Genomic DNA, 23,022 nt, shown 5'->3' with positions numbered 1-23,022 from the left:
GTGTCCGTAAAATCCACCGTGCCCTCAATCAGAAAACCGCACCGTGGCCCGCACCCCGTCCGCCGTATTCTCGATGGCGCACTCTGCGCCGTGGCGGTCCAGAATCATCTTCACCAGATACAGCCCCAGGCCGCTGCCGCCGGTGGCCCGGTTCCGTGAGCCTTCTTCCCTGTAAAATGCCTCAAAGAGATGGGGTATGGCATCCTCGCTGATATGAGTCCCAGTGTTTTCCACCGTCAGGGCCGGGCGGCCCTCCAGCAGGCCGCACCACACCCGGATCTCTGCCCCCTCCGGGGAATAGAGGGCTGCGTTTGAGAGCAGGTTCCCCACGGCCTTGCCGAGGAGAGACGGGTCGCCGGTGACGGTGACCCCCGGCGTCAATTTGGACACCAGCCGCTGCTCACGCTGCTCCAGCAATCCTGCGTCCAGCGTCAGCTGCCGCTCGATCAGAGCGGACAGCTCCACGCACTCCTGCTTGACAGCCACAGACCCTGTCTCCATCCGGGAGATGGCCAGCATCTCCCCCACCAGGTTTTCCATCCGGCCTGTCACCTGAAGGGAGCGCAGCAGGTATTTGTCCCGATCCTGGTAGACACCAACTCCCTCCAGCATACCGGAGAGCTGTCCCTTCAGGATCGTCACCGGGGTCTTCAGCTCGTGGGAGGCGGCGTTGAAAAAAGCCATTCGCTGCCGGTCCAGTTCCCGCTCCTGCTCTACCTCTCCCCGCAGGGCTTGGTTGGCGCTCTCCAGATCCGTGAGGGCTGCATCCAGTCTCTGGGCCAATTTGTCTAAGCTGCGGCCCAGTTTGCCAATCTCATCCCGACGCTTTTCCCCGCATTCCCAGTGGAAATCCAGTTCCGCCATCTTCCCGGCAATGCTGCTCATGCGCACAATGGGACGGGTAATGTACCGGGAGTAGAAAAAAGCGCACAGCATGGAGAAAGCCAGCAGCACCAGCAAAATCCAGGGAGCCATCTGCACCAGTGCCCGCACAGCCAGGTTTTCCACCTGAACTCTGGGAGTGACATAGAGCGTATAGCTCTCACTCTGGCCCGCAAAGGTCACCTCGGTGGCAATGGTGGCCCCATCAGAGGCGGTGATGGTCATGGTTTCCTCGGTTTCCGTCCCCGTCCCATAACTGACCACCGTGTCTCCCTCCGCTGTGGTGACGGCCACACGTTCGTCCTCATACACGGCCTGGACGGTCAAACTCGCCCCTGTATCCACCAGTTCTCCGTCCGGACCCACCAGCATGGCACTGGCCCCGGAGGAAAGCGTAAACTCGTCCAGCAGCGCGCCGCAGTCCTCCGGCGTGGTGTCCGCCAACCGTTCCGCCAGGGCATCCACCTGGGCGGCGAGGTCGTTATTCACCACAGCGGTATAGGTGCTTGGGGTGGCCCAGGCAATCAGGCCGAAGGTGACCGTCCCGGCAAAGAGCAGGATGCCGGCAGTAATCAGAAAAATGCGGGCGGTCAGACTCTCAGAGAGTTTCTTTCGCGGCACGATAGCCCACCCCCCTCACAGTTTCAATGTAGTCCCGACCCAGTTTGTGGCGGAGATTCTTGATATGGCTGTCCACCACCCGCTCGTCTCCGTAAAAGTCATAACCCCATAGTTTCGCCAGCAGCATCTCTCGGGTGAACACCCGCCCCGGTGCATCCAAGAAAGTATGGAGCAGTTCAAACTCCCGGGTGGTCAGTTCCAGGGGACGGCCGTCCAGCAGCGCCTCCCGTGTGTCCAGGTCCAGAGATAGATCCCGGTACCGAAGGCGACTGTCCTCACCCGCACTCCCCCGTCGACGAAGGATGACCCGAATCTTCTCCAGCAACACCGGCATGGAAAATGGCTTGGTCACATAGTCGTCGATGTCCAGACCAAAGCCCCGGAGCTGCTGTTCCTCCCCGTCCAAGGCGGTGAGCATAAGAATAGGCACTTGAGATTGCTGGCGGATTAACTCGCAGACACCGAACCCGTCGATCTTGGGGAGCATTAAGTCCAGGAGAACCAAATCAAAGTGTTGACTTCCGAACAGGGCCAGGGCCACCACCCCGTCTCCGGCCACGGCGGTTTGATAGCCAGCGTCTTCCAGATAGGTCCGCAGCAGTTCCTGAATATCCGGCTCGTCTTCTACAATTAAAATGTGTTTCATTCAGCATCACCTGTCCCAAGGATAGCATGGAATTATGAATTTATCATGGAGATTTCTCAAAAGATCAAATTCAAAGAAAGTTTTTGTCAGCAAGGGCGGTATCCCAACAAAAGGATTCCGGCCCTCATTTGTTTTTATAAGGCCATTAGGGACTCTTCCCAATTTTATAGCCTCCCCTTATCACTGTTTTTATGTATGTCGGATGCTTGGGATCTTCCTCCAGTTTCTGCCTCAGCCGCCAGATGATATTTTCCACGGAGTTCGTCCCATGCAGGTATTCTTCTCCCCAGGCCGCCGCATAGAGCTGTGCCTTTGAGAACACTTGCCCTGGTGAACTGGCCATGCAGTAAAGCATGGCATATTCCCCATGATTGAGCCGCACTTCCCTGCCAGCCATCAGCACCCTACGGTACTCATGGTGGATTTCCAGTTCTCCGACACGCAGCACAGGTGAGGCCGGCGGAATGACCTCTGTGACCGTTCCCTTCTTGTCTCGCAAAACATCTACGACTGCCCTGAATATGCTGCCATCTGGGTCTGCAGCTCGAATCACAATGATTTCATCCACTATATTACCTCCAAATAGCAAAAAGAGGGGGACCGTTTGCACGGCCCCCCTCCTTTTGCTGCGCTTATGACTCTGATTTCACAGCTGCCTTCAGTCGTTGGAAACTCTCTTCACTGATGACATGCTCAATCCGGCAGGCGTCGGCCTCTGCTATCTTCGGATCCACACCTGCTGCAATTAACTGTATCGTAAAAAACTGGTGTTTTTCATAGATCTGTTCTGCCGTCTCACGGCCCACATCAGTTAGATGCAAGAAAAAGTCGCCATCCACGGTGAGGAACCCGCCGTCCTTCAAAGTGGCCACTGCATGGCACACGCTGGGCTTGGACACATCCATATGTCGGGCCACATCTACGGAGCGCACCATGCCCGTCTTCTTATGGAGAACAAGTATGGCTTCCAAGTAATCTTCGCCCGACGCATGAAGTTTCATTTGAATGTCCTCCGTTATTTCAAATGGATTGCTGCAACATCCACGTGATTGGGGATGCTGTTGAATGTGTAGGACTCAATCACTTCGCTATTGAATACTGCATATTCATTCCTGTAATTCAGCGGGATTACCACACTGCTCTCATTGGCACAGTCCAGAGCCGCTGTATAAATCTCTTGAACGACTGTAGGATCATCCGTGTTGTAAAGCCCGCCGATCAATTCCTTGGCTTCCTCGTCGCTCATAGTAGCCAAGGCCTTGGCGACCTGCGGATCGGTGGAATAGATGCCGCTGGGATCAGTATAGTCGGTAGACGGATACATATTTGCAACGAAGGTGTATGGGTCGTAAGGGAACCAGTAGCTCATATACGCGGTCATTTCGTAGTTGTCCTCCATGAACACCTGCTGCATGAAGGCCATCAGGTCAATGGGATTGGTCTTAATCTCAATTCCCAGTTCGGCCATAGAACTCTGGAAAAAGAGTACCATGTTGTCATAAACGCCCGTAGAGGGGTAGGTGATTGTAAAGGAAAGCGCCGTTCCGTCCTTTTCCCGGATGCCATCTCCATTGGAATCGACCCAGCCGGAGCCTTCCAGCAAGGCAATCGCTCCATCCATGTCATAGTCTGGAGTGGACACCGTGGCGACGCAGTAGGGCATGGCAGTAGGCATCACCGAGTCCGCCTTTGTACGCAGGCCGGAGTAAATATTCTGCGCGATGGATTCTTTGTCAATCGCCATCTGAATGGCTGTACGGACATTCAGATCATCCAGCGGCGCCACCTCATCGTTCAGCGCGATAAATTCCGTCACAAAGTCAAAGTCAGAAATCACGCCGGTGATTCCCTCCACCTGAGACAGTTCCAGATAGGAATTGGCATCCAGCGTATCAGACCCCATGATAAAGTCAACCTCGCCGGCCCACATGGCGGCAACCTTGGACTCCGGGATCACCTTTACGGTAAAGCGGTCCACATCCGGCTCCTCGCCCCAATAGTTCGGGTTTTTCACAAAAGTGTATTCCGTTGCGGTTTCATTCACGCTCTCAAACATATACGGGCCGGTGCCTGGAGTGTGGGTCATCAGGTATTCGGTATTCAGAGAGCCGTCCTCATTGAAGGCCGCCGCGGAAAGGATGCCGCGGGGCATTACCATGGAAAGATCGTTCAGAACATTGTAATAGGGGCGGCTCAGGTGGAAGGAGACAGTGTACTCGTCATCCACTGTGATCTCCGTGGTCAGCATATCGAGCTGACCATAGTTGGCGCTGGTGCCAATGACCGACTTCATATTGTCGAAATAGAGCTTGACCGCCTCGGCATTGAAGGCGGTGCCGTCATTGAACTGCACATCATCCCGCAGATGGAAGGTATAGGTGAGGCCGTCATCCGAGGCAGCCCAGTCTGTCGCCAGGCAGGGCAGGTACTCACCATCCCGGTATTCGACCAAGCTCTCATAGAAATTGTTCATGTAATAGGTGGCCTCATAGGACTGTACGCCGGGGGCAAATCCCATGGAAAAATTGGCGCTTTGCGCAATGGTGATGGACCGTTCCTCCTCGCCGGCAGGCGGTGTCGAGGAAGAAGCGGGGTCTGGATCATTTGCAGTGGTTCCGCAGCCGGCAAGAAGCATGGCGCTCATAACGCCGGCCAGCAGAAGGGACAAGAATTTTTTCATACAGTTACTCTCCTATTTTGATTTATTGCAAGGCTCTCCGCTTGGAGCGGACTGCCTTTACAAGCTCTTGTGAATAAGGTTCCTGAAAATCAGAGAAGCTCTTGGGGTGCTCAAGCGTTTCGATGATTTTACCTCTGCGCATGACATGAATCGCGTCGGCCATATACATGGCGGTGTCCAGATCGTGGGTAATCACCAGAAAACTGATCTGAAGTTCCGTTTGAAGCTCCTTCAGAAAACCCAGTACCTGCTTTTTCAGTGTGACATCCAATCCGCTGAAAGACTCGTCAAAGATAATGTGTTGTGGCTGGGTGGCCAGAGCGCGGGCAATACACAGCCGTTTTTGCTGTCCACCGGAGAGTTCATCCGGCCGACGTCGGAGTGTGTCCCGTTCCAGCCGTGCCATGTCCAGCAGTTCAAGGCACCGCTGCTTTCTCTTCTCCGCCCCCATGTGGAACAGCAGCCGCAGGGGCTCCTCCAGAATGGACACAACGCTCTGGTGGGGGTCTAAAGACCCCAAAGCGTTCTGCATCACAAGCTGGACCTTTCCCCTTACAGCGCGGAGTTCCTTTCTTCCGCAGGCGGACACCTCCAGGCCATCCAGAAACACCCGCCCGCCGTCCGGCCGTTCCACATAGGACAGGACTCTGGCTAAAGTACTCTTGCCGCTCCCGCTTTCTCCCACGATGGCGGTCACGCCTCCATTCCCAAGCTCTATGGAGACATCCGAAACTGCATCGAACACGGTATGCCCGCCGCCTGGGATCTGATATTGTTTTGTGATATGTTCCGCTTTCAGCATAGTCCCTCCTGAAAGAGTACGCTTGCCTGCACAAGCTGCCTGGTATATTCGTGCTGTGGGTCAGAAAATACCTCCCGCATTTTTCCCTCCTCGACGATCTCGCCGTCTTTCATAACGGCCACGCGGTCACACAGCCTCGCTGCCACACCAAAGTCATGGGTCACCACAATCATGGAGACGCCGGCCCGCCTCAGCTTCTCCAATTCATTCAGAATGAGGTATTCGCTGGCCGCGTCAACAGCGGTGGTAATTTCGTCTGCGATAATCAGTTCCGGGCGCTGCAAGATCGTCAGCGCAATCATCACGCGTTGTAGCGTGCCGCCGGACAGCTCATGGGGATAGCTATTGATGATTTTTTCCGCATCGGACAAATTGACACCCGCAAGTGCGGCAGCCAGCCGCCCCCGGAACTGTGTCCGTTCCCTGTGCCCTTTCAGCGAAAAGCCCAGTTCCATCTGTTTTCCCAGCTTGAGCATAGGCGCAAAGGCGGTCATGGGGTTTTGCGGGATCATACTGACCTGTTTGCCCCGGTAGCCGTCCAACTCATTCAGCTTCATCGCAAGCATTTCTTTCCCGTTCCATTGCACGCTTCCGCGCAGATCAAAAAGCCGTGGATTCAACAGCCGCATAATGCACTTGCTGGTCATGCTCTTTCCGCTGCCGCTCTCCCCAATCAGACCAAGGGCCTCTCCGTTTTTTACGGAGAAGCTGACGGAGCGCACAAGGGTTTCCTTTGTCTGCTTTGTACGGATGGACAAATTGGTAACTGTCAGCATGGCTATCCCTCCCTTGGTGCACAGATGTCCCGCAGGGCCTCCCCGAACAGGTTGAACCCTGCCGCGGCAAACAAAATGCAAAGTCCCGGATACACCAGGAACAGCGGATGACTGAATATCAGCTTGTTGGCGTTTACAAACATGGCGCCCCACTCCGCCGTACCTGTTTCCAGCCCCAAACCGAGAAAGGCATAACTGGAGATCATAATGATGATTGAGGACAGCCCTGTGCTGTACAAAACCAGAAGGTGCGGCAGAATATTGGGGATGATATGCCGGAACACAATGCGCAGCTCTGAACAGCCGGACATCCGGCAGGTAATCACATAGGGCTGATTCCGTTCCCGAAGCACATGGGTGCGGACCACCCTTGCGTTCCAGACCCACATGGCGATTACAATAGACAGGACGATGCTGGCCGCTTTTGACTCAAAGAGTCCCACCAGAGTGATGGCAACGAGGAATGGAGGAAAGGCCATAAAAATATTAGAGACCACTTCAAACATGCGGTCCAGCGCCCCGCCGACATAGGCGCACAGGGTAGCCACCACGGTGCTGATAACCGCCAGCAACAGCAGTGTGGGCAGCGCGATACTCAGAGAAGCCCTTGCCCCATAGATCAAGCGGGAGAGGATGCAACGTCCAAGCTCGTCCGTTCCGAGGGGGTACTGTGCGTCCGGTGGGGCGAAACTATGAGCCACATTCAACTGCATCGGGTCATTTGGGGCAAAAACCGGGGCAAGCAGCATCACAAGAAACACGAGGAGCATCATGGCAAGGCCGAGGACGGCCTGCGGGCGGTGCATGATTTTGCGGATCATAGGCCGCCTCCCTTCTGGTTCTGCGGGTTTAGAAATGCGTTCACACAGTCCGCGATAAAATTGACCAGGACGAAAATGACGGCGGTGAGCAGTACACACGCATTGATGGTAATGGTGTCTCTGGCTCCCAATGCAGTGACCAGCATGGACCCCAGCCCTGGGATGGAGAACACACTTTCCACCATGGCGCTACCCGCAATCATAAAACCGAAACTCTGCGCCAGCATGGTGATCAGCGGCGGCAGGGCAAACCGGCTCACCAGATTGGCGATTTTCCACTCCGATACGCCTCGGGCCCTGGCATACAGGACAAAATCGCTGTTGTACCCATCCAGGAGTGAGGACCGAAACACACGGATGTTGCCGGCGGCCATAGGAATAGCCAGCGCCAGGGCCGGAAGAACGAAATCCTTTAGGCTGTCCGCTCCCATAATACTGAAAATAGGAAGATAGACCGCAAAAGCAAGCAGGAGCATGAAACCGATCCAGTAATTTGGCAGAGACATGCAGATTATGCCGAATAGGTAAATACTGCGATCTGACAAGCCCCCTTTTCTGCTGGCGGATAACACTCCGAGCGGAATACTGATGAGGGTTGCAAACAGGAGTGCCATGGCCGCCATGACCAACGTAGGACGGATGGCAGCAGTCAATTCTTCTACAATCGGACGCCCAGTGTTATAGGAGTTTCCGAAATCTCCGTGCAGAGCGTTCCACAGCCATGATCCATATTGTTGAAGAATCGGCTGGTCGAGGCCGAGTTCTTCCCGCACCAGTTCAACCTGCTGTGCAGTGGGGCGGTTGTAGCGGCGTACCGCCAGTGCCTCAGCCGCGTCTACCGGGGACAGATTGGTGTAAAAGAAAGTCAGGACAGTAACACCAAACAGGACAACAATGAGCAGGCCGAGCCGAGCCAATATTCTCTTACTCATATCTCTGCTTTGACCTCTCTGCTTTTCCGCCCTGCAATGCGCCACGATTCCGCAGAACTCCTGGAGCAGACAAAGTCCGCATAGATGCCGCCCTGTTTCATCAGTTCCGCATGGCGGCCCCGCTGCACAATCCGCCCCTGATCCAGTACAAGGATCTGATCCGCCTCCTGGACAGTTTTCATCCGGTGCGCAATCATAACCAGTGTTTTCCCAGCAGTCAGGGCCTTGACAGCCTCCTGCAGCTCCACCTCGTTCTCCGGGTCAACATTGGCCGTGGCCTCGTCCAAAATGATGATCGGCGCATCCTTGAGCATGGCCCGGGCGATGGAGAGCCGCTGGCGTTCTCCGCCGGAGATCGTGGCGCCGCTCTCACCGATGATGGTATCGTAGCCGTCCGGCAGGGCCGTGATGAAGTCATGGCACCGAGCCGCCTTTGCCGCGGCCACCACCTCCTCATGGGTGGCATCCGGCTTGCCGAACTTGATGTTGTTCTCAATGCTGTCGTTGAACAGGTACACGCGCTGAAAGACCATACTGAAATTGCGCATCAAACTATCCAGCGCATAGTCCTTCACATTGATGCCGCCCAGCTTGACCGTGCCGCTGTCCACATCCCAAAACCTTGCCATAAGACTGGTGAGGGTGGTCTTGCCGGAGCCGGAGGGTCCCACAATGGCAGTTGTTGTCCCTTCCGGGATAGTAAAGCTGACATCGCGGATGATTTTCCGCTCCCCATAGGAAAAGTCCACATGCTCGAAGGAAATATCGCAGTGTTTCGGTGTCTGTACGGAGCCGCCTTCGTCCATCCGGGGTGCGCAGTCAATCTCCTCCACCCGGTCGATGGAAGCGTCGATCATAGGCAGCATGAAGAACATCTCACCGGCAGACTCCAGCTCGCTGTATACCAAGAAAGCGGAAACCACCACCATCAGGCAGGCAAAAAGGGTCATACTGCCTTGCAGGAAAAACCAGATTGAGAGCAGAATCGCCACCACCGCCGTGACACGCAGGACAATTTGCTCCAAAACATTGTAGGGAATACGCTTGCGCTCCAGCTTGAAATTCTGCTGTTCCGTCTCCTCAATCGTGCGGTTCAGCGTCTGATTAGCCGCCTTATCTCCATGGAAGGCGCGTACCACGCTCATGCCCTGTATGTATTCCAGCACAGCGTCCACAAGTCTTGTCTGGGCTGCCAGCCGTCCCGGAGACAATTCTCTGGATTTCTTCAGTAAAAGCGAATTGACCCAGAGGAACAGGAGCATACCAAGCAGGAAGATCAGCCCAATGCGCCAGTCAAAGCACAGGACCGCCAAAGAGAAGATGGTGGTCCGGATCATGCCCACCACCGTCCGGGCAATTACCGCAAAGGACATGCTCTCCAAGTCCTCCATGGTGGAGGTGGCCACTGCGGTGAGGCTGCCCAGGCTCTGGGCATTGAAGTAGCCCATAGGCATGTACTTCATTCGTTCTCCGATATGGATGCGCTTCTCCGCACACATACAGTAATCGGCGTGCCCCTCGCTGTTGTGGGCCAGATACCAGCACAGGGCGGCCCCGGCCACGCTGACCGCCATGATCCCAAAAGCCATCCACGGGGTGGTTCCGGTCATATTTTGCTCTACCAGAGCACGGAGAACAATCAGCAGCGCCGCAAACTGCAGAGCCTCAAAAATGCTCCGCAGCAGTTCAAAGGCCATTCCCTTATACCAAGTGCCTTTCTGCTCCCCGGCAAAACGGAAAAACCGTTTATATGCGTCAAACATGCTTGCCACCTCCTTCTCCCGTATCCGCATCCTTCGCCTGCGTGTGGGCCACCCACATCTGAGCGTAGAGGGGACACCGTTTCAACAACTCCTCATGTGTTCCCGCATCCAGGATTTTTCCCTGATCCACCACAGCGATTTGGTCTGCATCGGTTATGGTACTCAAGCGGTGGGCGATAACGATAAGTGTCTTTCCTCGGGTCAGCCTGCCGATGGCGTCCTGAAGCACCGCCTCGTTCTCGGGGTCTGTGTAGGAAGTCGCCTCGTCCAAAATCACAATCGGGGCATTCTTCATCATGGCCCGCGCAATAGCGACCCGCTGGCGCTCCCCGCCGGAGAGGTGTCCGCCTGCGCCGCCTACCACAGTGTCATACCCGTGATCCAGCCCCATGATGAATTCATGACAGCCGGAGGCCTTCGCCACAGCCTCCACTTCATCGTCGGTAGCCTCCGGCCGTCCCATGCGGATGTTTTCCCGGACAGAGACATTGAACAGGAAGTTATCTTGGGAGACATATCCGATGAGGTCCATTACTTGCTCTGGCGGCAGGTTTTTTACATCCTCTCCGCCGATAGTGATGCTCCCGCTGCCAGCGTCCCAATAGGAGGCGATGAGCTTGGCGATGGTGGATTTACCGGAACCAGACGGTCCTACCAGCGCAGTGGTCGTGCCTTGCCGGATGTTCAGTGTGACGCCGTTCAAAACCTGCTTATCTTTGTAAGCGAATCTCACATCCCGCAGGCCAATGTCCAGCCCATGCAGTTCTTTTCTCTGCACAGGCCGCTCCAGATCCGGCTCGGACAGCACAGCGCCGATTTCCCCGGTGATGGTCGCAATTTTGGAGAAATCATCAGTCAAAAAGATCGCCGCTACCAATGGCCCCACGATACCGAGGGACAGGATTGCAATCGTGATAAAATCCGGGGCGGTCAGGCTTCCATTCCGATAAAAGACGCATCCAATGGGCAGAACGCCGATCAGCACAGCGGGCCAAATAGTCATCATCAGGGCGGAGTAGCCCTGCGTGGACTTCATCCAGTCCAATATAAGATCCGCATTTTGTCGAACCGCATCGGTAAACTTCCCATAGGATGCTGCACTCTGGTTGAACGCTTTAATGACCTCAATACCGTTGATATACTCCACCGTGGTGGCACTCATGTGCTTTCCGGCTTGAACGACCGCACCATATTTTTTCGGATACTCTTTCATCTGGGCCATATAACAGAGCATCCCAATAGGGATGGTGATAAGCGATACTAACGCCATACGCCAGTCCAGGGCGAAGAGGCAAACCACAATAGCGAGAGGGACCAACAGATTAGAGGTCATTTCCGGAATGATATGTGCCAGTGGGACTTCCATCTGCTCCACGCGCTCCACCATGGTCGTTTTCAACCGACCCGATGGTGTATCAGTCAGATAGCCCATGGAAACATGAGTCAACTTATCCGCCACAGCCCTCCGCAACTCCGACAGCACATGGAAAGTGGCCTCGTGAGAGCATCGAGTAGAAATGCCGTGGAGGACGGACTTGAGCAGATAGGCGATCAGGGCTACCATTCCCCAAGTCAGATAAATCGAAAAGTTTTTTTCAGCAGAAATGAGTAGGTTGACCATCTTTGCCACGGCAAAGTATGGCACCATCCCGCTGGCCACGCTGAGAACAGCAAGGACAGTCGAGGCAATAAAACCTGCCCGGTGCGGTCTGATAAACGCCATCAAGCTAAATGGATTCTTTTGTTTCTGCATGGTATCCCTCCTGAAGTTAGCGAACTCTAACCAAATGCCAAAGAAAAAAGCCGATGACTCGCAGGATTATCCTGCACATCATCGGCTCTGCGTCTTGGCGTCTGGCTCTGACAATATGATGTTTTGTCCCTGCACATCAACAATGTGTTCCGTTCCGCATTTAGGACAGAACAGCGGAAAACGCTTTAGAATTGTGTCTGGATTCACCTTAGTACGAGTTTTGTTGCCGCAGGTAGGGCAATGAATCCAGCCACTCCGGTCGATCCACCCGCTCAATGGTTTTCACCTCCATCCCCGAAGAAGATGGATTTCCAGCCAGCGATATAGAAACGTCGCATCCTCTGGATATGCTCGACCGCCTGCTCCTTTGGCATATCGTGGATGACCACCTCAAATATGCCAGTATAAAAGGCGCTGGACAGCAGATGGCTTAGTTCCGGTGTGAGGCGGCCGCTGGAGATCGCGTCATTCCCGGATGCCTGAATATATCGCATGGTGCATTGTGTATCCAGTTCCACAACACGATGAAGGAACTCCTGATATGTGTTGCTCTCCCCGCTGGTCAGGAGCAATTTGAACTCGTCAAAGTGGTCATAAATATAGTCTACAGAGGCCCAAAAGCCATGGTCGGAGAAAGAATACATTTGGCTGGTCTGTTCAGCTCCGGGCAACTGGTTAAACTGCTCCAACGCCGATTGTATCAGGCCACAAAAAGCATCCATGGCAGGCTGTACGAGGGAGCGGTACAGGCTCTCTTTGTCCGGATATCGAATATAGATTGCCCCTTTGCTGGAGCCAGCTTTTTCCGCTATCACTCTAAGAGATGCGTTCTCATACCCATTTGTAAGGAATTCCTCTTTTGCACATTCCATGAGTTTTTCCGTCACGCCTGCTACTCTTTTTGCCAAGTGACCACCTCATCAATTAAAACCTTCGGTTTCAAACCAGCGGTTTTAATATAGCACAAAAGAAGCGAACAGTCAATAGTCTCCGCTAACTATCTTATATCCACTCCGAAAGACGGTTTTGATATATATAGGATGTCTGGGATCCTCCTCCAGTTTCTTTCTCAGCCGCCAGATGGTATTCTCCACAGAGTTTGTCCCGTGCAGATATTCCTCGCCCCAAGCGGCCTCATAGAGCTGCGCTTTGGAGAACACATGCCCTGGTGAACTGGCCATGCAGTAGAGCATGGCATACTCCCCATGATTGAGCTCCACTTCCCTGCCGGCCATGAGCACCCAGCGTTGCTCGTGATGGATCTCCAGATCCCCGATACGCAGCACGGAAGCAGACTGCTCGACAACATCGATCATCTCTGCCCTTTTACCCTTCAGCGCATCCATGACGGCCTGGAACACGCTACCGTCCGGATCGGCAGCCCGGATAACGATAATTTCATCCACGATTTCACCCCCAATGGCAAAGGGAGGCGGCCGCCTGCACGGCCTCCTCCCTTTGCTGTGCTTACGATTCTGGTTTCGCGGCAGCTTTCAGCCTCTCGAAACTTTCATCACTGATGACGTGCTCGATCCGACAGGCGTCTGCCTCTGCAGTTTTGGGGTCAACACCAGCAGCTATCAGGCGTTCTGTGAAAAAGCGGTGCTTTTCATAGATCTGCTCCGCCACTTCCCGCCCCACATCGGTCAGGTGCAGGAAATAGTCGCTGTCCATCGTCAGAAAGCCCCCGTCCCGCAGGGTCGCCACCGCATTGCAGACGCTGGGCTTTGTGACCTCCAGGTGCCGGGCGACATCTACGGAACGCACCATGCCTTTCTGTTTTTTGAGCACCAGAATGGCCTCCAGATAATCTTCGCCCGACGCATAGAGAGACTGTTTTCCTCTATCCTTCATGCCAGCCTCCAGCCCTCTGCCTGTTCCCGGATCTCGATAAAGCGCCGATACAGCCCGCCCTGGGCCATCAACTCAACATGGGTGCCCCGCTGGACGATGCGGCCATCCTCCACCACCAGGATCTGATCGGCGTGCTGGATGGTGGCCAATCGGTGGGCGATAGTGAGGATGGTCTTTCCTTTCGTCAGGGCGGACAGGGCCTGTTGGATCAAGTGCTCGTTCTCCGGATCCACGCTGGCGGTAGCCTCGTCCAGGATGACGATGGGCGCATCCTTCAGGATGGCCCGGGCGATGGAGATCCGCTGTTTCTCCCCGCCGGAGAGGGTGGAACCGCCCTCCCCGATCACCGTGTCATACCCATTGGGCAGTGCCATAATGAAGTCGTGGCAGCAGGCAGCTTTGGCGGCGGCCACCACCTGCTCATGGGTCGCCTCGGGACAGCCAAACTTGATGTTGTTCTCCACGCTGTCCTGGAAGAGATACACATTCTGAAAGACCATGGAGATGTTCCGCAGCAGGCTCTCACAGGTAAATTCCCGCACATCATGGCCGCCGACAGACACAGTTCCGCTGTCCGTGTCATAGAACCGAGCCACCAGGTTGCAGATGGTACTCTTGCCGGAGCCGGACGGTCCCACGATGGCAGTGGTGGTCCCCTGGGGCGCGGTGAAGGTCACATCGTGGAGCACCTCCCGCTGGCCGTAGCCAAAGGACACATGGGATAGGGCCACGTCGAACCGCTCCGGGGTAATCTCCCGGCCGTCCTTGTCAATGAAGTCTGTGTGCTCCAGCTCCTCAAGGCGATCCAAGACAGAGTCTGTCACCGACAACACATGGGCCGCGTCGTTGATGGCCTCCACACTGCCGAAGATGGTGAAGGAGAACAGAGCGATCATCAGAAAATACGGGAGGGGCAAAGCCCCCATCAGAGCCTGCTGTCCGGCGGTGAGGACCAGCCCCACGGACGCCGCCCGCAGGGCAAACAAGTGCAGGCAGTTCCAGGGCACGAAGCCGAACTCGTTCTTGATCCGGATGGCTTTATTGGCCCGGCAGGCATCCCGGAACCGCTGGACAGATACGCCGTCCTGGCCGAAGGACTTCACCACCGGCAGGCCGTGGATGTACTCGATGGCCGCGCCGGACAGCGCCTCCTGGGCGCGGTGGCCCACTGGGGCGGTGCGGGCGCTCTGCCGCCCAATGCCCCGCAGGGCAAAGGCGGATACCAGGACGCCGGCCAGCGCCACCAGAGCCGCAGGCGGGCAGAAGATGGCCACGCACAGCAGGATCACCGCCACCTGGATATAGCCGTTGATCACTGCGTCCACCATCTTCATGCTCTGGAGTTCCAGCGTGCTCAGTTCCGTGGTGAGGGCGGTCAGGATGTCCCCCAGGTTGTTCCTGGCGAAGTACCCCAGGGATACCCGCTTCAACATATCCCCCAGTTCCATGCGCTGGTCTGCCGCCCGCTCCGTGCCGATGCTCTCCTGGAGCCGGTTCTTCCAGTAGGTGAAGAGGAACCGCAGCAAAATCAGCGCCGTGATCCCGACCAGGCACAGCCAAGGGAGCGAAGCGGAGATTTCGCTTTCTCCCCAGGCGTTCCCGATCAGCCGGCCCAGGGCCCAGGCGGCCAGCATCACCGGCCCGGCGGTACACCAGGTGGCGAAGAAGGAGCAGACAAAGCCCAGAATCATGCGTCTCTGGTAGCCCTTCGCCCACCGCAAAATGCGTCCGACACTTTGAAACATCTCAGGTTCCCTCCTTTTCACCCGATGTCACGGCCCAACTCCGCGCCCCAACATGAGCCGCCCACAACGTCTGATACAGCGGGCAGCGATCCAGCAACTCCCTCTGGGTGCCTCTGTCCACGATCTGCCCCTTCTCCAGCACCACGATCTGATCCGCGTTCTGAATGGTGGACAGCCGGTGGGCGATCACCAGCAGGGTCTTTCCTTTTGAGAGGGCCATGATGGACCTCTGGATCTTGTCCTCATTCTCCGGGTCCGTGAAGGCTGTGGCCTCGTCCAAAATGACGATGGGCGCGTCCTTCAAAATTGCCCGGGCGATGGCGATGCGCTGACGCTCTCCGCCGGAGAGCTGCTTGCCCGCGTCCCCGGCGGCGGTGTCCCAGCCGTGCTCCAGACGGCCGATGAACTCCTCGCACTGGGCTGCCCTGGCGGCGGCGAACACCTCCTCGTCCGAGGCCCCCGGCCTTCCCAGCCGGATGTTCTCCTTCAGGGAGCAGTCAAAGAGGAAGTTGTCCTGGGTGACGAAGCTAATCTCCCGGGAGAGCTGTTTCAGAGGCAGTTCCCGGATGTCCCGCCCGCCCAGCGTGATGGTGCCGCCGGTCACATCCCAGAACCGGGCCGCCAGCCGGGCGATGGTGGACTTTCCGCCGCCGGAGGGGCCCACCAGAGCGGTAAACTTCCCCTGGGGGATGGTCAGGTCCAGATGGTGGAGCACTTCTTCCCCATCGCCGCTGTAGGAGAAGGACACATCCCGCAGTTGAATATCGCAGCCATTGAGGGGCGCGTCCCGCTCCACCTGGGACAACTGGGGCAGGTCCAGCAGCTCCCGGGTATCCTTCACAGCAAACTGCATGCTCTTCATGGAGTTGATGAAGGCGGTGGCGCTCATGAGCGGGGTCACGATCCCCAGCGCCAGCATCAGGCACAGCGTCACCTGGGCCGGGTCCAGCACCCCTGTCTGATAGAGAAAGATCCCCATGGGGAGCGTCCCCAGCAGGGTAGTGGGCAGGATGGACAGGCACAGGTTCATGGATGCCCAGGTGCAGCGGAACCAGTCCATCGTAAAATCACGGAAGGATCTCACCGCATTGGCGAATTTCTGATAGGACCGCTCCCCCTGGCTGAAGGCTTTGACCACCTGGATACCCTCCACATACTCCACAATGACGCTGTTCACATGGGCGTTGGCCGCCATGTAGGCGGCGTAGTTTTTGTTATAAGTCCGCAGCCCAAATGCCATGGGAATCAGTGCCACGGGGATGGTCACCAGCAGGGCCAGCCCCATCCGCCAGTCGATGGCAAACATGGCGATAGCCACCACCAGGGGCAGCAGGATGTTGGAGCTCAGCTCCGGGATCATGTGGGCCAGGGGCGGCTCGATGTCCTCGATCCGGTCCACGATGGTGCTCTTCATGACGCCGATAGGCCGGGAGTCCACCTCTCCCAGGGGCGCCCCCATAAGCCGGTCCGCCGCCTGGAGGCGCAGGCCCTCCAGAATGGTGTAGGCGGATACATGGGCCAGCATGGTGGACAAGGCGTAGCCCGCCACCTTGATGGCGTAACCCGCAAGGCATACGCCGCACCAGAACAGGATGCCCTCCCAGCTGGTCTGCCGCTCCAGAAACAGCCGGATGATCTGATAGACGCCAAGGTATGGCACAAAGCCGCCCGCAACGCTGAGAATAGCCAGCACCACAGAGGCGGCCATCTTCCCCCGGCAGGGCGCGGCGAAGGACAGCAGGATGCCAAGCCAGGTCCTCTCCTTCATACACAGCACTCCTCTCAAAGAAAAATCGTTGTAGTTCGCTCACGCTAACTACAACGATTATAGGGAGATACTTTGTTCCTGTCCGCTCCGGCGCGCCGGTTCGGTCCCGTTTGGACGAAAACATTTACCGCCCTTCCCGCCGGTATTCCAGCGGGGTCTTCCCCTTGGCCTCCCTGAACACGGCGGCGAATTTGCTGGCGCTGTCATAGCCCACCCGTCCGGCGATCTCCGCCACGCTGGTCTGGGGCTCCTGCCGCAGAAGAAGGGCGGCCCGGTCCATGCGGAGGTTCCGCATATAGGTATTGACCGGCTGGCCGTAGACTGACTTGAAACACTCCTTCAGGGCCGTGGCAGGGATGGAGAAACGCGCTGAAAGTTCCGCGATGGTGTAGTGCCGCTCCAGATCCTCTGTCAACAGGCGGTGGGCGGCCTTTACCTTCTCCACCTGAGACTTGTAGAAGTAGGGCTTCTCTGTCCTCCCGTCCAGTTCCAGGGCGTCCAGGTACAGCAGCAGTTCCAGCACCTTGATGCGGAAGTAGGGCAGTTTGATCTGCTCCGGCACCGCATAGAGCTCCTGGAAGATGTGGTCCACAGAGGGCGCCCCGTGGATCACCCTGGGGTGGCGGCCGGCGCAGAACTTCTCCTGGAGCCGCACCAGATCCACCGGGAACTCCCGCACCCACTCCTTCAGAGACTGAACAGCCAGAGGCAGGGTGAAGCCGATGGTAATGCCGTGGTAGTGGGAGAGCGGGAAGGTGAAGTGGCCCTGGTGCTCCAGCCGGCGGTCCAGTTTCAGGTCTCCGGCCTCCACATAGGAGTAGGTATCCAGCCCCGCCGGATACTCCATCCGCCCCTGGCGGCAGTAGTCGATGCACAGCATATCCTCCGTGGTGCGAAACAGGGAATCGTAGCTCTCCATGTGGAAGTCGTTATACATGAGATAGACGCCGGGAAACAGGTCATACTGGGTCATGATCCCCTCCCCGGTCTCACTGTGAAACTGGAAGACCCGGCATCCTCCACTCTCTGCTACGGGGCTGGGAAAGCCATTGTCCGCCATGATGCGTTCCAGCATGGTTCTCCTCCTCTCAGAGCCGCAGCACCCGGTCGCAGGCGCGCTGCAAAAACTCCTGGTCGTGGGTGACCACCAGCACGATCCGCCCCTGCCGGGCCAGGTTTCGGATCACCCCGGACACTTCCACCATGCGGGCATAGTCCAGGCCGCTGGTGGGTTCATCAAAAATCAAGATCGGTTTCTCCGACAGCAGCGCCGTGGCCACCGCCAGCCGCTGCTTCTGCCCGCCGGACAGGGACATGGGGTGGCGCTCCCGGAAGGGCAGCAAATGGAGACTGTCCAGCACCCCTTCCACTGTTGAGTCTGGCGCATCCGGTGCGGACATCCGGCACTCGCCCCACACGCTGTCGGAGAAGAGCTGATGGTTCACATCCTGCATGACGCAGAACGCCGCCTTCTGCCGCTCCTTCCGGTTCAGAGGCCTGCCATCCAGTCTGATCTGCCCGGCCTGTTCACGGATCAGACCGCACAGGCACCGAGAGAGGGTGGTCTTACCCACGCCGTTGGGCCCGGTAATGGACACCACTTCCCCCGGGCGGGCTGAAAAGGACAGGCCTTGAAACACAGCAGGTTCTTTCCGATAGGCACAGGTCAATCCCTCTACGGACAAACCTTCTTTCGTGCCCGCTGGCGCCACAGCAGGCAGGGTACAGGCCGCCGGCGTCAGGGTCCGAAGCCCCAGTTCCTCCCGTTCTTGTTCCGTCAGGCCGCAGAACTGCTCCCAGTTGAAGGTGCGCTCCAGCACCCCGTCCCGCAGATAGAGCGCCCGGTCGATCAGATCTGTAAGGAAATACAGCCGATGCTCCGCAATCACCACCGTGCGGCCCTGATGTTTCAAACAGGCGATCTGGTCGTGGAGCCGAGCGATGGCGTCCTGGTCCAAATTGGCCGTGGGCTCGTCCAGCACAAAAACCTCCGGGCCCATGGCATAGACCGAGCCGAAGGCCAGCAACTGCTTCTGCCCGCCGGACAGGGAGAAGATGCTCCGCCTCTGCAATTCCTGAAGGTGCAGGGCCTCCACCGTATCCGCCACCCGCCTTCGGATCTCCTCCGGCGGCCGGCCCTCATTTTCCAGACCGAAGGCCAGTTCACTGTCCGTGTCCAGATTGAAGAACTGGGATTTGGGGTTCTGGAATACGGAGCCGACTTTCCGAGCCAACTCGTACATGGGTGTCGTTCCCGGGTCAAGTCCGTCCACCTCTACCCGCCCTTCCAGGCGGCAGCCGGGGGTAAAGGACGGGATCAGGCCGTTGATCAGCTTTGTCACCGTAGTCTTGCCGCAGCCGGAGGCCCCGCACAGCAGGACGCACTCCCCCGGCGCGATGGCGGCGCTGACCTGGGAGAGCGTCTCCTGCGCTTCCCCATAGCCGAAGGAAACATTGTCAATGCTTATCATTGTCATTGCCTCCCTTATTGTACCACAAATGAGATCACCAGCAAGGCCAGACCTGCCAGCATCCCCAAAAAGTCCAGAGGGGAAATCCGCAGGGATACAGCGCTGGTTTTGCGGGCCGGGTTTTCGATCCCGCGGGTCACAGCCGCAGCGGATAACTCTTCCGCCGTCTCCGTGGCGGATACCATGAGAGGCATCACCGTACACTCCAGGCGGTCAAGGCCCCGGATGTTCCGCAACTTCATGGCGTCCCGGATGTAGCCCACCTCCTCCCGGATGGCGGGGAAATACCGCAGCGTCACAGAAATGGCCACAATCAGCTTCTGAGGGATATGTAACTGCCGCAGGGCTACGATCAGATATCGCAGCGGGGTGCAGGTCAGCATCAATGCCCCCGTCATCAGGCATGGGAACATCCGGCGGGTGTAGGTGGCGAAGATGGTGAAGCTGGTGGCGATGATCATGGGGGACACCGGCAGGATGAATTGCTGGAAGACCACCAGCGCGCAGTATCCCACCGCCCATTTTATGGCCATTACAAATCTTCTGTGGACGAGCATCAGCGCCAAAAGCAGCCCGATCAAAGCCAGTTCCAGCCAAAAGGCGTGGGGACGGAAAGCGATGACATTAGCGCCGATCAGCAGCCACAATCCCGCCCGCGGGTCAAATATGCGCTGCTCCGTTTCCATCTCACACCAGGCCGGCTTTCTCAAAGTGCTTGCGGAACATGGCCCTGGCAATGAATCCTCCGATGATGGCGCCCACGATGGGAGCTAGGAACAGCACCACCAGCATGACGTTGGAGGAAAGGGCTGCCAGGGTATTTACATAGTCCGCCGGCATCCCCTGCTCCGTGATCTGCTGCAGGAACTCATCCCGCATGAGCCAGATAGGAAGTGGAGAACCCACCATGCCCACCGAGAACAGCACAAAAGATACCAGATTTCCGGCCATGCTCCGGTAATGGGTGAGGCCCCGGGTGAGTTCCGCCAAGCCGCAAGCGATGACAAAGGAAACCAGAATCACCACGGTAAACTGTCCGGTGACATAGTAGATGAGGCCGGTGATGAGGCCCATCAGGAGGACAGAGCCTACCTTTTGTACCTTGGCGCACATCATGAGATACGGGATGCCGGTGAACAGGGCGATGAAGCCGGGCATCAAGATCCACAGCAGCGGATGCAGCCCGCCCAGGAGCATGAAGACGAAGTTAATGACGAAGTAAATGGCGGAGAAAATCCCCACGGTAATGACATCCTTGCCGCTCATTCCGCGCCGTTTAATTGGTTCAGACATAACGCGCTCTCCTTTTAGTTAGATGTTGCTAACCCGTGTGTTGAAAAATAGGACGCCTCCCGGCCTCCTCACATCGTCCTATTTTATCGGTTGAGTGTCTGCTTGTCTGCCCTGTTTGGCCGACTTTGCTCTGATTGGTCAGAATTATTGTGTGCAGTCATCTCCCTGCTGCCCGGGCTTCTCAGGAATTTCTATTTTATACCCGGCTCTGATTACTGTCTTAATATAAACTGGATTCCTCGGATCTGGTTCCAGTTTTTTCCGCAGCCGGTAAATGGTGTTTTCTACAGCACTGGAACCATAGGGATAGGTCTCGTCCCACGCCGCAGCATAGAGTTGTTCTTTTGTGTAAATCCGACCTGGCCTTTTGGCCATACAGGAAAGAATGGCATACTCGCCATGGTTGAGCCGCACTTCCCTGCCGGCCATTAGCACCCTGCGGTGCTCATGATTGATCTCCAGTTCTCCAATGCGCAGCACGGCGGAGAACGGGGCGGTGACATGAATTATCTCTGACCGCTTGTCATTCAGCGCATCCACGATTGTCTGAAACAAACTGCCGTCTGGGTCTGCGACCCGGATGACGATGATTTCGTTCACTGTATTCCCTCCCAATGGCAAAAGGAGAGGGCCGTGTGGACGGCCCCCTCCTTTTGCTGTACTCATGACTCTGCTTCCGCAACTGCCTTTAGTCGTCGGAAACTCTCCTCGCTGATGACGTGCTCGATCCTGCAGGCGTCTGCCTCAGCGATTTCCGAATCCACGCCGGCGGCAATCAGGCGCTCCGTGAAAAAGCGGTGCTTTTCATAGATCTGCTCTGCCACTTCCCGTCCAATATTGGTCAAATGCAAGAAAAAGCCATCATCCATGGTGAGGAACCCACCATTTTTCAAAGTGGCCACTGCATGACACACGCTGGGCTTGGACACCCCCATGTGCCGGGCCATATCCACGGAGCGCACCATGCCTTTCTGCTTTTGGAGCACCAGAATGGCCTCCAGGTAGTCTTCGCCCGACGCATGGAGTTTTTTCATAGGCGCGACCTCTTCTCTATACAGTGATTTTCTGTTCTGCGTTCCACATGGCCGCATATTTTCCGTTCTCGGCCAGCAGCTCCTCGTGGGTGCCGGACTCCTTGATCGTTCCGTCCGCCACTACCAGGATCTGATTCGCGTTCTTGACGATGGACAAGGTATGGGCGATCATCACCACGGTCTTTTTCTCCTTGAGCAGATTGGCGATGGCCTGCTTGACCGCCAGCTCGTTCTCGATGTCCAGGGATGCGGTAGCCTCGTCCAGCAATAGGATGGGACTGTTTTTCAGAATGGCCCGGGCAATAGAAAGCCGCTGTCGCTCTCCTCCGGAGAGCAGGCTGCCGTTTTCTCCAATCCCGGTGTCATAGCTCTTTTCCAGTTTCTCCACAAAGCCGTCACATCCGGCGTCCCTGCAGGCTGCCTCCACCTCCCGGTCAGTGGCCGTGGGCCGGGCGTGGCGGATGTTCTCCCGCACGGTATCGTCAAAGAGGAACACCTGCTGGTCCACCATAGAGAGCTGTGCCAGCACCCGCTCTGCGGAGACAGTCTGGATGGATCGATCGCCGATGGTGATGGTCCCGCTCTGCGGCTCATAGAATTTGGCGATCAGATTCAAAATCGTGGATTTGCCCGAGCCGGAGTCCCCCACGATGGCGGTGAGTTTTCCCTCCGGGACGGTGAAGGACACCCTCTTCAGGACCGGCTCTCCCGGTACATAGGAGAACGACACATCCCGGAAGGTGATGTCGTGCCGCTCTGGGGCAAAGGGTGCGTCCTCTCCGGTCTCCTCCGGCTCCTGAATCAGATTCTCAATGTTCCTTTTGGAGACCATCAGGTGCTTCCACTCAAAGAGAAGGATGCCTTTCACGCCCGATACGGCTGCACCATCACTCAGTATATTCAGGGGCAGCGGATGGAGCGTGCGGAGCGGCTGCTGGCAAATACCGACCTGCCCGTGGGCCAGATCGCTCAAATTGTGGGCTATCAGAATCCCAGCCGTTTCGCGCAGCTCTTTCGCCGCAACACCGGGCAGAGTCCGGCAGCGTTCCGGGCGTTTTCCCACCCACGGGAAGCAGAGTGAGAGAATATGCCGGACCGAAAAAGACAGGAGGCAGAAAGAAAGACAGCCGCTTCATCAAAGGGGGGCCGCCGGCACAGTTCCGGCGTCCTCCTTTTCTGTG

General features: G+C 56.9%; 24 protein-coding genes and 1 pseudogene. 1 reads left to right on the top strand and 24 read right to left on the bottom strand.

Going from position 1 to position 23,022, the window contains the following annotated elements; translation table 11 throughout:
- Positions 1–24 precede the first annotated feature (24 nt).
- The 24 genes and pseudogenes from B5F19_RS00490 to B5F19_RS17825 all read right to left on the bottom strand — a co-directional run.
- Entirely contained in the window at positions 25–1,503 is a 1,479-nt protein-coding gene (locus B5F19_RS00490; protein ID WP_087286435.1) for a HAMP domain-containing sensor histidine kinase, read from the bottom strand.
- Entirely contained in the window at positions 1,481–2,149 is a 669-nt protein-coding gene (locus B5F19_RS00485) for a response regulator transcription factor (RefSeq protein WP_087286432.1), read from the bottom strand. The genes B5F19_RS00490 and B5F19_RS00485 overlap by 23 nt, the downstream gene beginning before the upstream one ends.
- A 145-nt stretch (positions 2,150–2,294) precedes the next feature.
- Positions 2,295–2,717, bottom strand: coding sequence for a response regulator transcription factor (locus tag B5F19_RS00480; protein ID WP_087286706.1), 423 nt, complete (start codon positions 2,715–2,717; stop codon positions 2,295–2,297).
- Positions 2,718–2,781: 64 nt separating this feature from the next.
- Positions 2,782–3,150: a metal-dependent transcriptional regulator gene (locus B5F19_RS00475; RefSeq protein WP_087286429.1), complete on the bottom strand. Its 369-nt coding sequence runs from the start codon at positions 3,148–3,150 to the stop codon at positions 2,782–2,784.
- A gap of 14 nt (positions 3,151–3,164) precedes the next feature.
- Positions 3,165–4,829, bottom strand: a complete 1,665-nt coding sequence (locus B5F19_RS00470) for an ABC transporter substrate-binding protein (protein WP_087286426.1) — start codon at positions 4,827–4,829, stop codon at positions 3,165–3,167.
- 22 nt (positions 4,830–4,851) lie between these two features.
- Positions 4,852–5,631, bottom strand: coding sequence for an ATP-binding cassette domain-containing protein (locus B5F19_RS00465; protein ID WP_087286423.1), 780 nt, complete (start codon positions 5,629–5,631; stop codon positions 4,852–4,854).
- Positions 5,625–6,407: an ABC transporter ATP-binding protein gene (locus tag B5F19_RS00460; protein ID WP_087286420.1), complete on the bottom strand. Its 783-nt coding sequence runs from the start codon at positions 6,405–6,407 to the stop codon at positions 5,625–5,627. Before B5F19_RS00460 ends, B5F19_RS00465 begins: the two co-directional genes overlap by 7 nt.
- 2 nt (positions 6,408–6,409) lie before the next feature.
- The gene (locus B5F19_RS00455; RefSeq protein WP_087286417.1) at positions 6,410–7,228 is read right to left on the bottom strand and encodes an ABC transporter permease subunit; all 819 of its coding nucleotides are present in this window, start codon (positions 7,226–7,228) and stop codon (positions 6,410–6,412) included.
- Complete coding sequence (locus B5F19_RS00450) at positions 7,225–8,160, bottom strand: ABC transporter permease (protein ID WP_087286414.1); 936 nt, start codon at positions 8,158–8,160, stop codon at positions 7,225–7,227. Before B5F19_RS00450 ends, B5F19_RS00455 begins: the two co-directional genes overlap by 4 nt.
- A complete protein-coding gene (locus tag B5F19_RS00445; RefSeq protein WP_087286411.1) occupies positions 8,157–9,923 on the bottom strand; it encodes an ABC transporter ATP-binding protein in 1,767 nt (588 codons plus the stop codon). Before B5F19_RS00445 ends, B5F19_RS00450 begins: the two co-directional genes overlap by 4 nt.
- The gene (locus tag B5F19_RS00440; protein ID WP_087286408.1) at positions 9,916–11,676 is read right to left on the bottom strand and encodes an ABC transporter ATP-binding protein; all 1,761 of its coding nucleotides are present in this window, start codon (positions 11,674–11,676) and stop codon (positions 9,916–9,918) included. The genes B5F19_RS00445 and B5F19_RS00440 overlap by 8 nt, the downstream gene beginning before the upstream one ends.
- A gap of 78 nt (positions 11,677–11,754) precedes the next feature.
- The gene (locus B5F19_RS00435; protein WP_087286703.1) at positions 11,755–11,940 is read right to left on the bottom strand and encodes a cysteine-rich KTR domain-containing protein; all 186 of its coding nucleotides are present in this window, start codon (positions 11,938–11,940) and stop codon (positions 11,755–11,757) included.
- An 8-nt stretch (positions 11,941–11,948) separates the two neighbouring features.
- On the bottom strand, positions 11,949–12,584 hold the full coding sequence (locus B5F19_RS00430; protein WP_087286405.1) for a TetR/AcrR family transcriptional regulator: 636 nt from the start codon (positions 12,582–12,584) through the stop codon (positions 11,949–11,951).
- Positions 12,585–12,656: 72 nt separating this feature from the next.
- Positions 12,657–13,082 (bottom strand): winged helix-turn-helix domain-containing protein, encoded by a 426-nt coding sequence (locus B5F19_RS00425; protein WP_087286402.1) that lies wholly within the window; start codon positions 13,080–13,082, stop codon positions 12,657–12,659.
- Positions 13,083–13,143: 61 nt separating this feature from the next.
- Complete coding sequence (locus tag B5F19_RS00420) at positions 13,144–13,530, bottom strand: metal-dependent transcriptional regulator (RefSeq protein WP_087286399.1); 387 nt, start codon at positions 13,528–13,530, stop codon at positions 13,144–13,146.
- Complete coding sequence (locus B5F19_RS00415) at positions 13,527–15,275, bottom strand: ABC transporter ATP-binding protein (protein ID WP_087286396.1); 1,749 nt, start codon at positions 15,273–15,275, stop codon at positions 13,527–13,529. Before B5F19_RS00415 ends, B5F19_RS00420 begins: the two co-directional genes overlap by 4 nt.
- Before the next feature lies 1 nt (position 15,276).
- The gene (locus tag B5F19_RS00410; RefSeq protein ID WP_087286393.1) at positions 15,277–17,043 is read right to left on the bottom strand and encodes an ABC transporter ATP-binding protein; all 1,767 of its coding nucleotides are present in this window, start codon (positions 17,041–17,043) and stop codon (positions 15,277–15,279) included.
- Between the two features lie 124 nt (positions 17,044–17,167).
- On the bottom strand, positions 17,168–18,118 hold the full coding sequence (locus tag B5F19_RS00405; RefSeq protein ID WP_087286390.1) for an AraC family transcriptional regulator: 951 nt from the start codon (positions 18,116–18,118) through the stop codon (positions 17,168–17,170).
- 13 nt (positions 18,119–18,131) lie between these two features.
- Positions 18,132–19,514 (bottom strand): energy-coupling factor ABC transporter ATP-binding protein, encoded by a 1,383-nt coding sequence (locus B5F19_RS00400; protein ID WP_087286386.1) that lies wholly within the window; start codon positions 19,512–19,514, stop codon positions 18,132–18,134.
- Positions 19,515–19,528: 14 nt separating this feature from the next.
- Complete coding sequence (locus B5F19_RS00395) at positions 19,529–20,200, bottom strand: energy-coupling factor transporter transmembrane component T (RefSeq protein WP_087286383.1); 672 nt, start codon at positions 20,198–20,200, stop codon at positions 19,529–19,531.
- 1 nt (position 20,201) lies between these two features.
- Entirely contained in the window at positions 20,202–20,807 is a 606-nt protein-coding gene (locus B5F19_RS00390; protein WP_087286380.1) for an MptD family putative ECF transporter S component, read from the bottom strand.
- Between the two features lie 144 nt (positions 20,808–20,951).
- Entirely contained in the window at positions 20,952–21,407 is a 456-nt protein-coding gene (locus B5F19_RS00385; protein ID WP_087286378.1) for a response regulator transcription factor, read from the bottom strand.
- A gap of 62 nt (positions 21,408–21,469) precedes the next feature.
- Positions 21,470–21,841 carry a metal-dependent transcriptional regulator gene (locus B5F19_RS00380; protein WP_087286375.1) on the bottom strand — a complete coding sequence of 124 codons (372 nt, stop codon included), beginning with the start codon at positions 21,839–21,841 and terminating at the stop codon, positions 21,470–21,472.
- A gap of 16 nt (positions 21,842–21,857) precedes the next feature.
- Positions 21,858–22,685: pseudogene (locus B5F19_RS17825) on the bottom strand (ATP-binding cassette domain-containing protein); the annotation flags it as partial.
- Between B5F19_RS17825 and B5F19_RS18295 the strand changes: the two are divergent.
- Positions 22,590–22,922, top strand: coding sequence for a helix-turn-helix transcriptional regulator (locus tag B5F19_RS18295; RefSeq protein ID WP_343219408.1), 333 nt, complete (start codon positions 22,590–22,592; stop codon positions 22,920–22,922). The pseudogene B5F19_RS17825 and the gene B5F19_RS18295 overlap by 96 nt on opposite strands.
- The last annotated feature ends 100 nt before the right edge of the window (positions 22,923–23,022 follow it).

This window comes from Pseudoflavonifractor sp. An184 (genome assembly GCF_002160305.1).
Classification (GTDB): Bacteria; Bacillota; Clostridia; order Oscillospirales; family Oscillospiraceae; genus Lawsonibacter; species Lawsonibacter pullicola.
Note: the sequence above shows the minus strand (reverse complement) of the source record. Positions and strands in the feature narration are given on the sequence as shown.

Bases quoted from the DNA above. Each gene is read 5' to 3' on its own strand.
- B5F19_RS00485 (WP_087286432.1), bottom strand. From the start codon at position 2,149: ATGAAACACATTTTAATTGTAGAAGACGAGCCGGATATTCAGGAACTG.
- B5F19_RS00475 (WP_087286429.1), bottom strand. From the start codon at position 3,150: ATGAAACTTCATGCGTCGGGCGAAGATTACTTGGAAGCCATACTTGTT.
- B5F19_RS00470 (WP_087286426.1), bottom strand. From the start codon at position 4,829: ATGAAAAAATTCTTGTCCCTTCTGCTGGCCGGCGTTATGAGCGCCATG.
- B5F19_RS00465 (WP_087286423.1), bottom strand. From the start codon at position 5,631: ATGCTGAAAGCGGAACATATCACAAAACAATATCAGATCCCAGGCGGC.
- B5F19_RS00460 (WP_087286420.1), bottom strand. From the start codon at position 6,407: ATGCTGACAGTTACCAATTTGTCCATCCGTACAAAGCAGACAAAGGAA.
- B5F19_RS00455 (WP_087286417.1), bottom strand. From the start codon at position 7,228: ATGATCCGCAAAATCATGCACCGCCCGCAGGCCGTCCTCGGCCTTGCC.
- B5F19_RS00450 (WP_087286414.1), bottom strand. From the start codon at position 8,160: ATGAGTAAGAGAATATTGGCTCGGCTCGGCCTGCTCATTGTTGTCCTG.
- B5F19_RS00445 (WP_087286411.1), bottom strand. From the start codon at position 9,923: ATGTTTGACGCATATAAACGGTTTTTCCGTTTTGCCGGGGAGCAGAAA.
- B5F19_RS00440 (WP_087286408.1), bottom strand. From the start codon at position 11,676: ATGCAGAAACAAAAGAATCCATTTAGCTTGATGGCGTTTATCAGACCG.
- B5F19_RS00420 (WP_087286399.1), bottom strand. From the start codon at position 13,530: ATGAAGGATAGAGGAAAACAGTCTCTCTATGCGTCGGGCGAAGATTAT.
- B5F19_RS00415 (WP_087286396.1), bottom strand. From the start codon at position 15,275: ATGTTTCAAAGTGTCGGACGCATTTTGCGGTGGGCGAAGGGCTACCAG.
- B5F19_RS00410 (WP_087286393.1), bottom strand. From the start codon at position 17,043: ATGAAGGAGAGGACCTGGCTTGGCATCCTGCTGTCCTTCGCCGCGCCC.
- B5F19_RS00405 (WP_087286390.1), bottom strand. From the start codon at position 18,118: ATGCTGGAACGCATCATGGCGGACAATGGCTTTCCCAGCCCCGTAGCA.
- B5F19_RS00400 (WP_087286386.1), bottom strand. From the start codon at position 19,514: ATGATAAGCATTGACAATGTTTCCTTCGGCTATGGGGAAGCGCAGGAG.
- B5F19_RS00395 (WP_087286383.1), bottom strand. From the start codon at position 20,200: ATGGAAACGGAGCAGCGCATATTTGACCCGCGGGCGGGATTGTGGCTG.
- B5F19_RS00390 (WP_087286380.1), bottom strand. From the start codon at position 20,807: ATGTCTGAACCAATTAAACGGCGCGGAATGAGCGGCAAGGATGTCATT.
- B5F19_RS00380 (WP_087286375.1), bottom strand. From the start codon at position 21,841: ATGAAAAAACTCCATGCGTCGGGCGAAGACTACCTGGAGGCCATTCTG.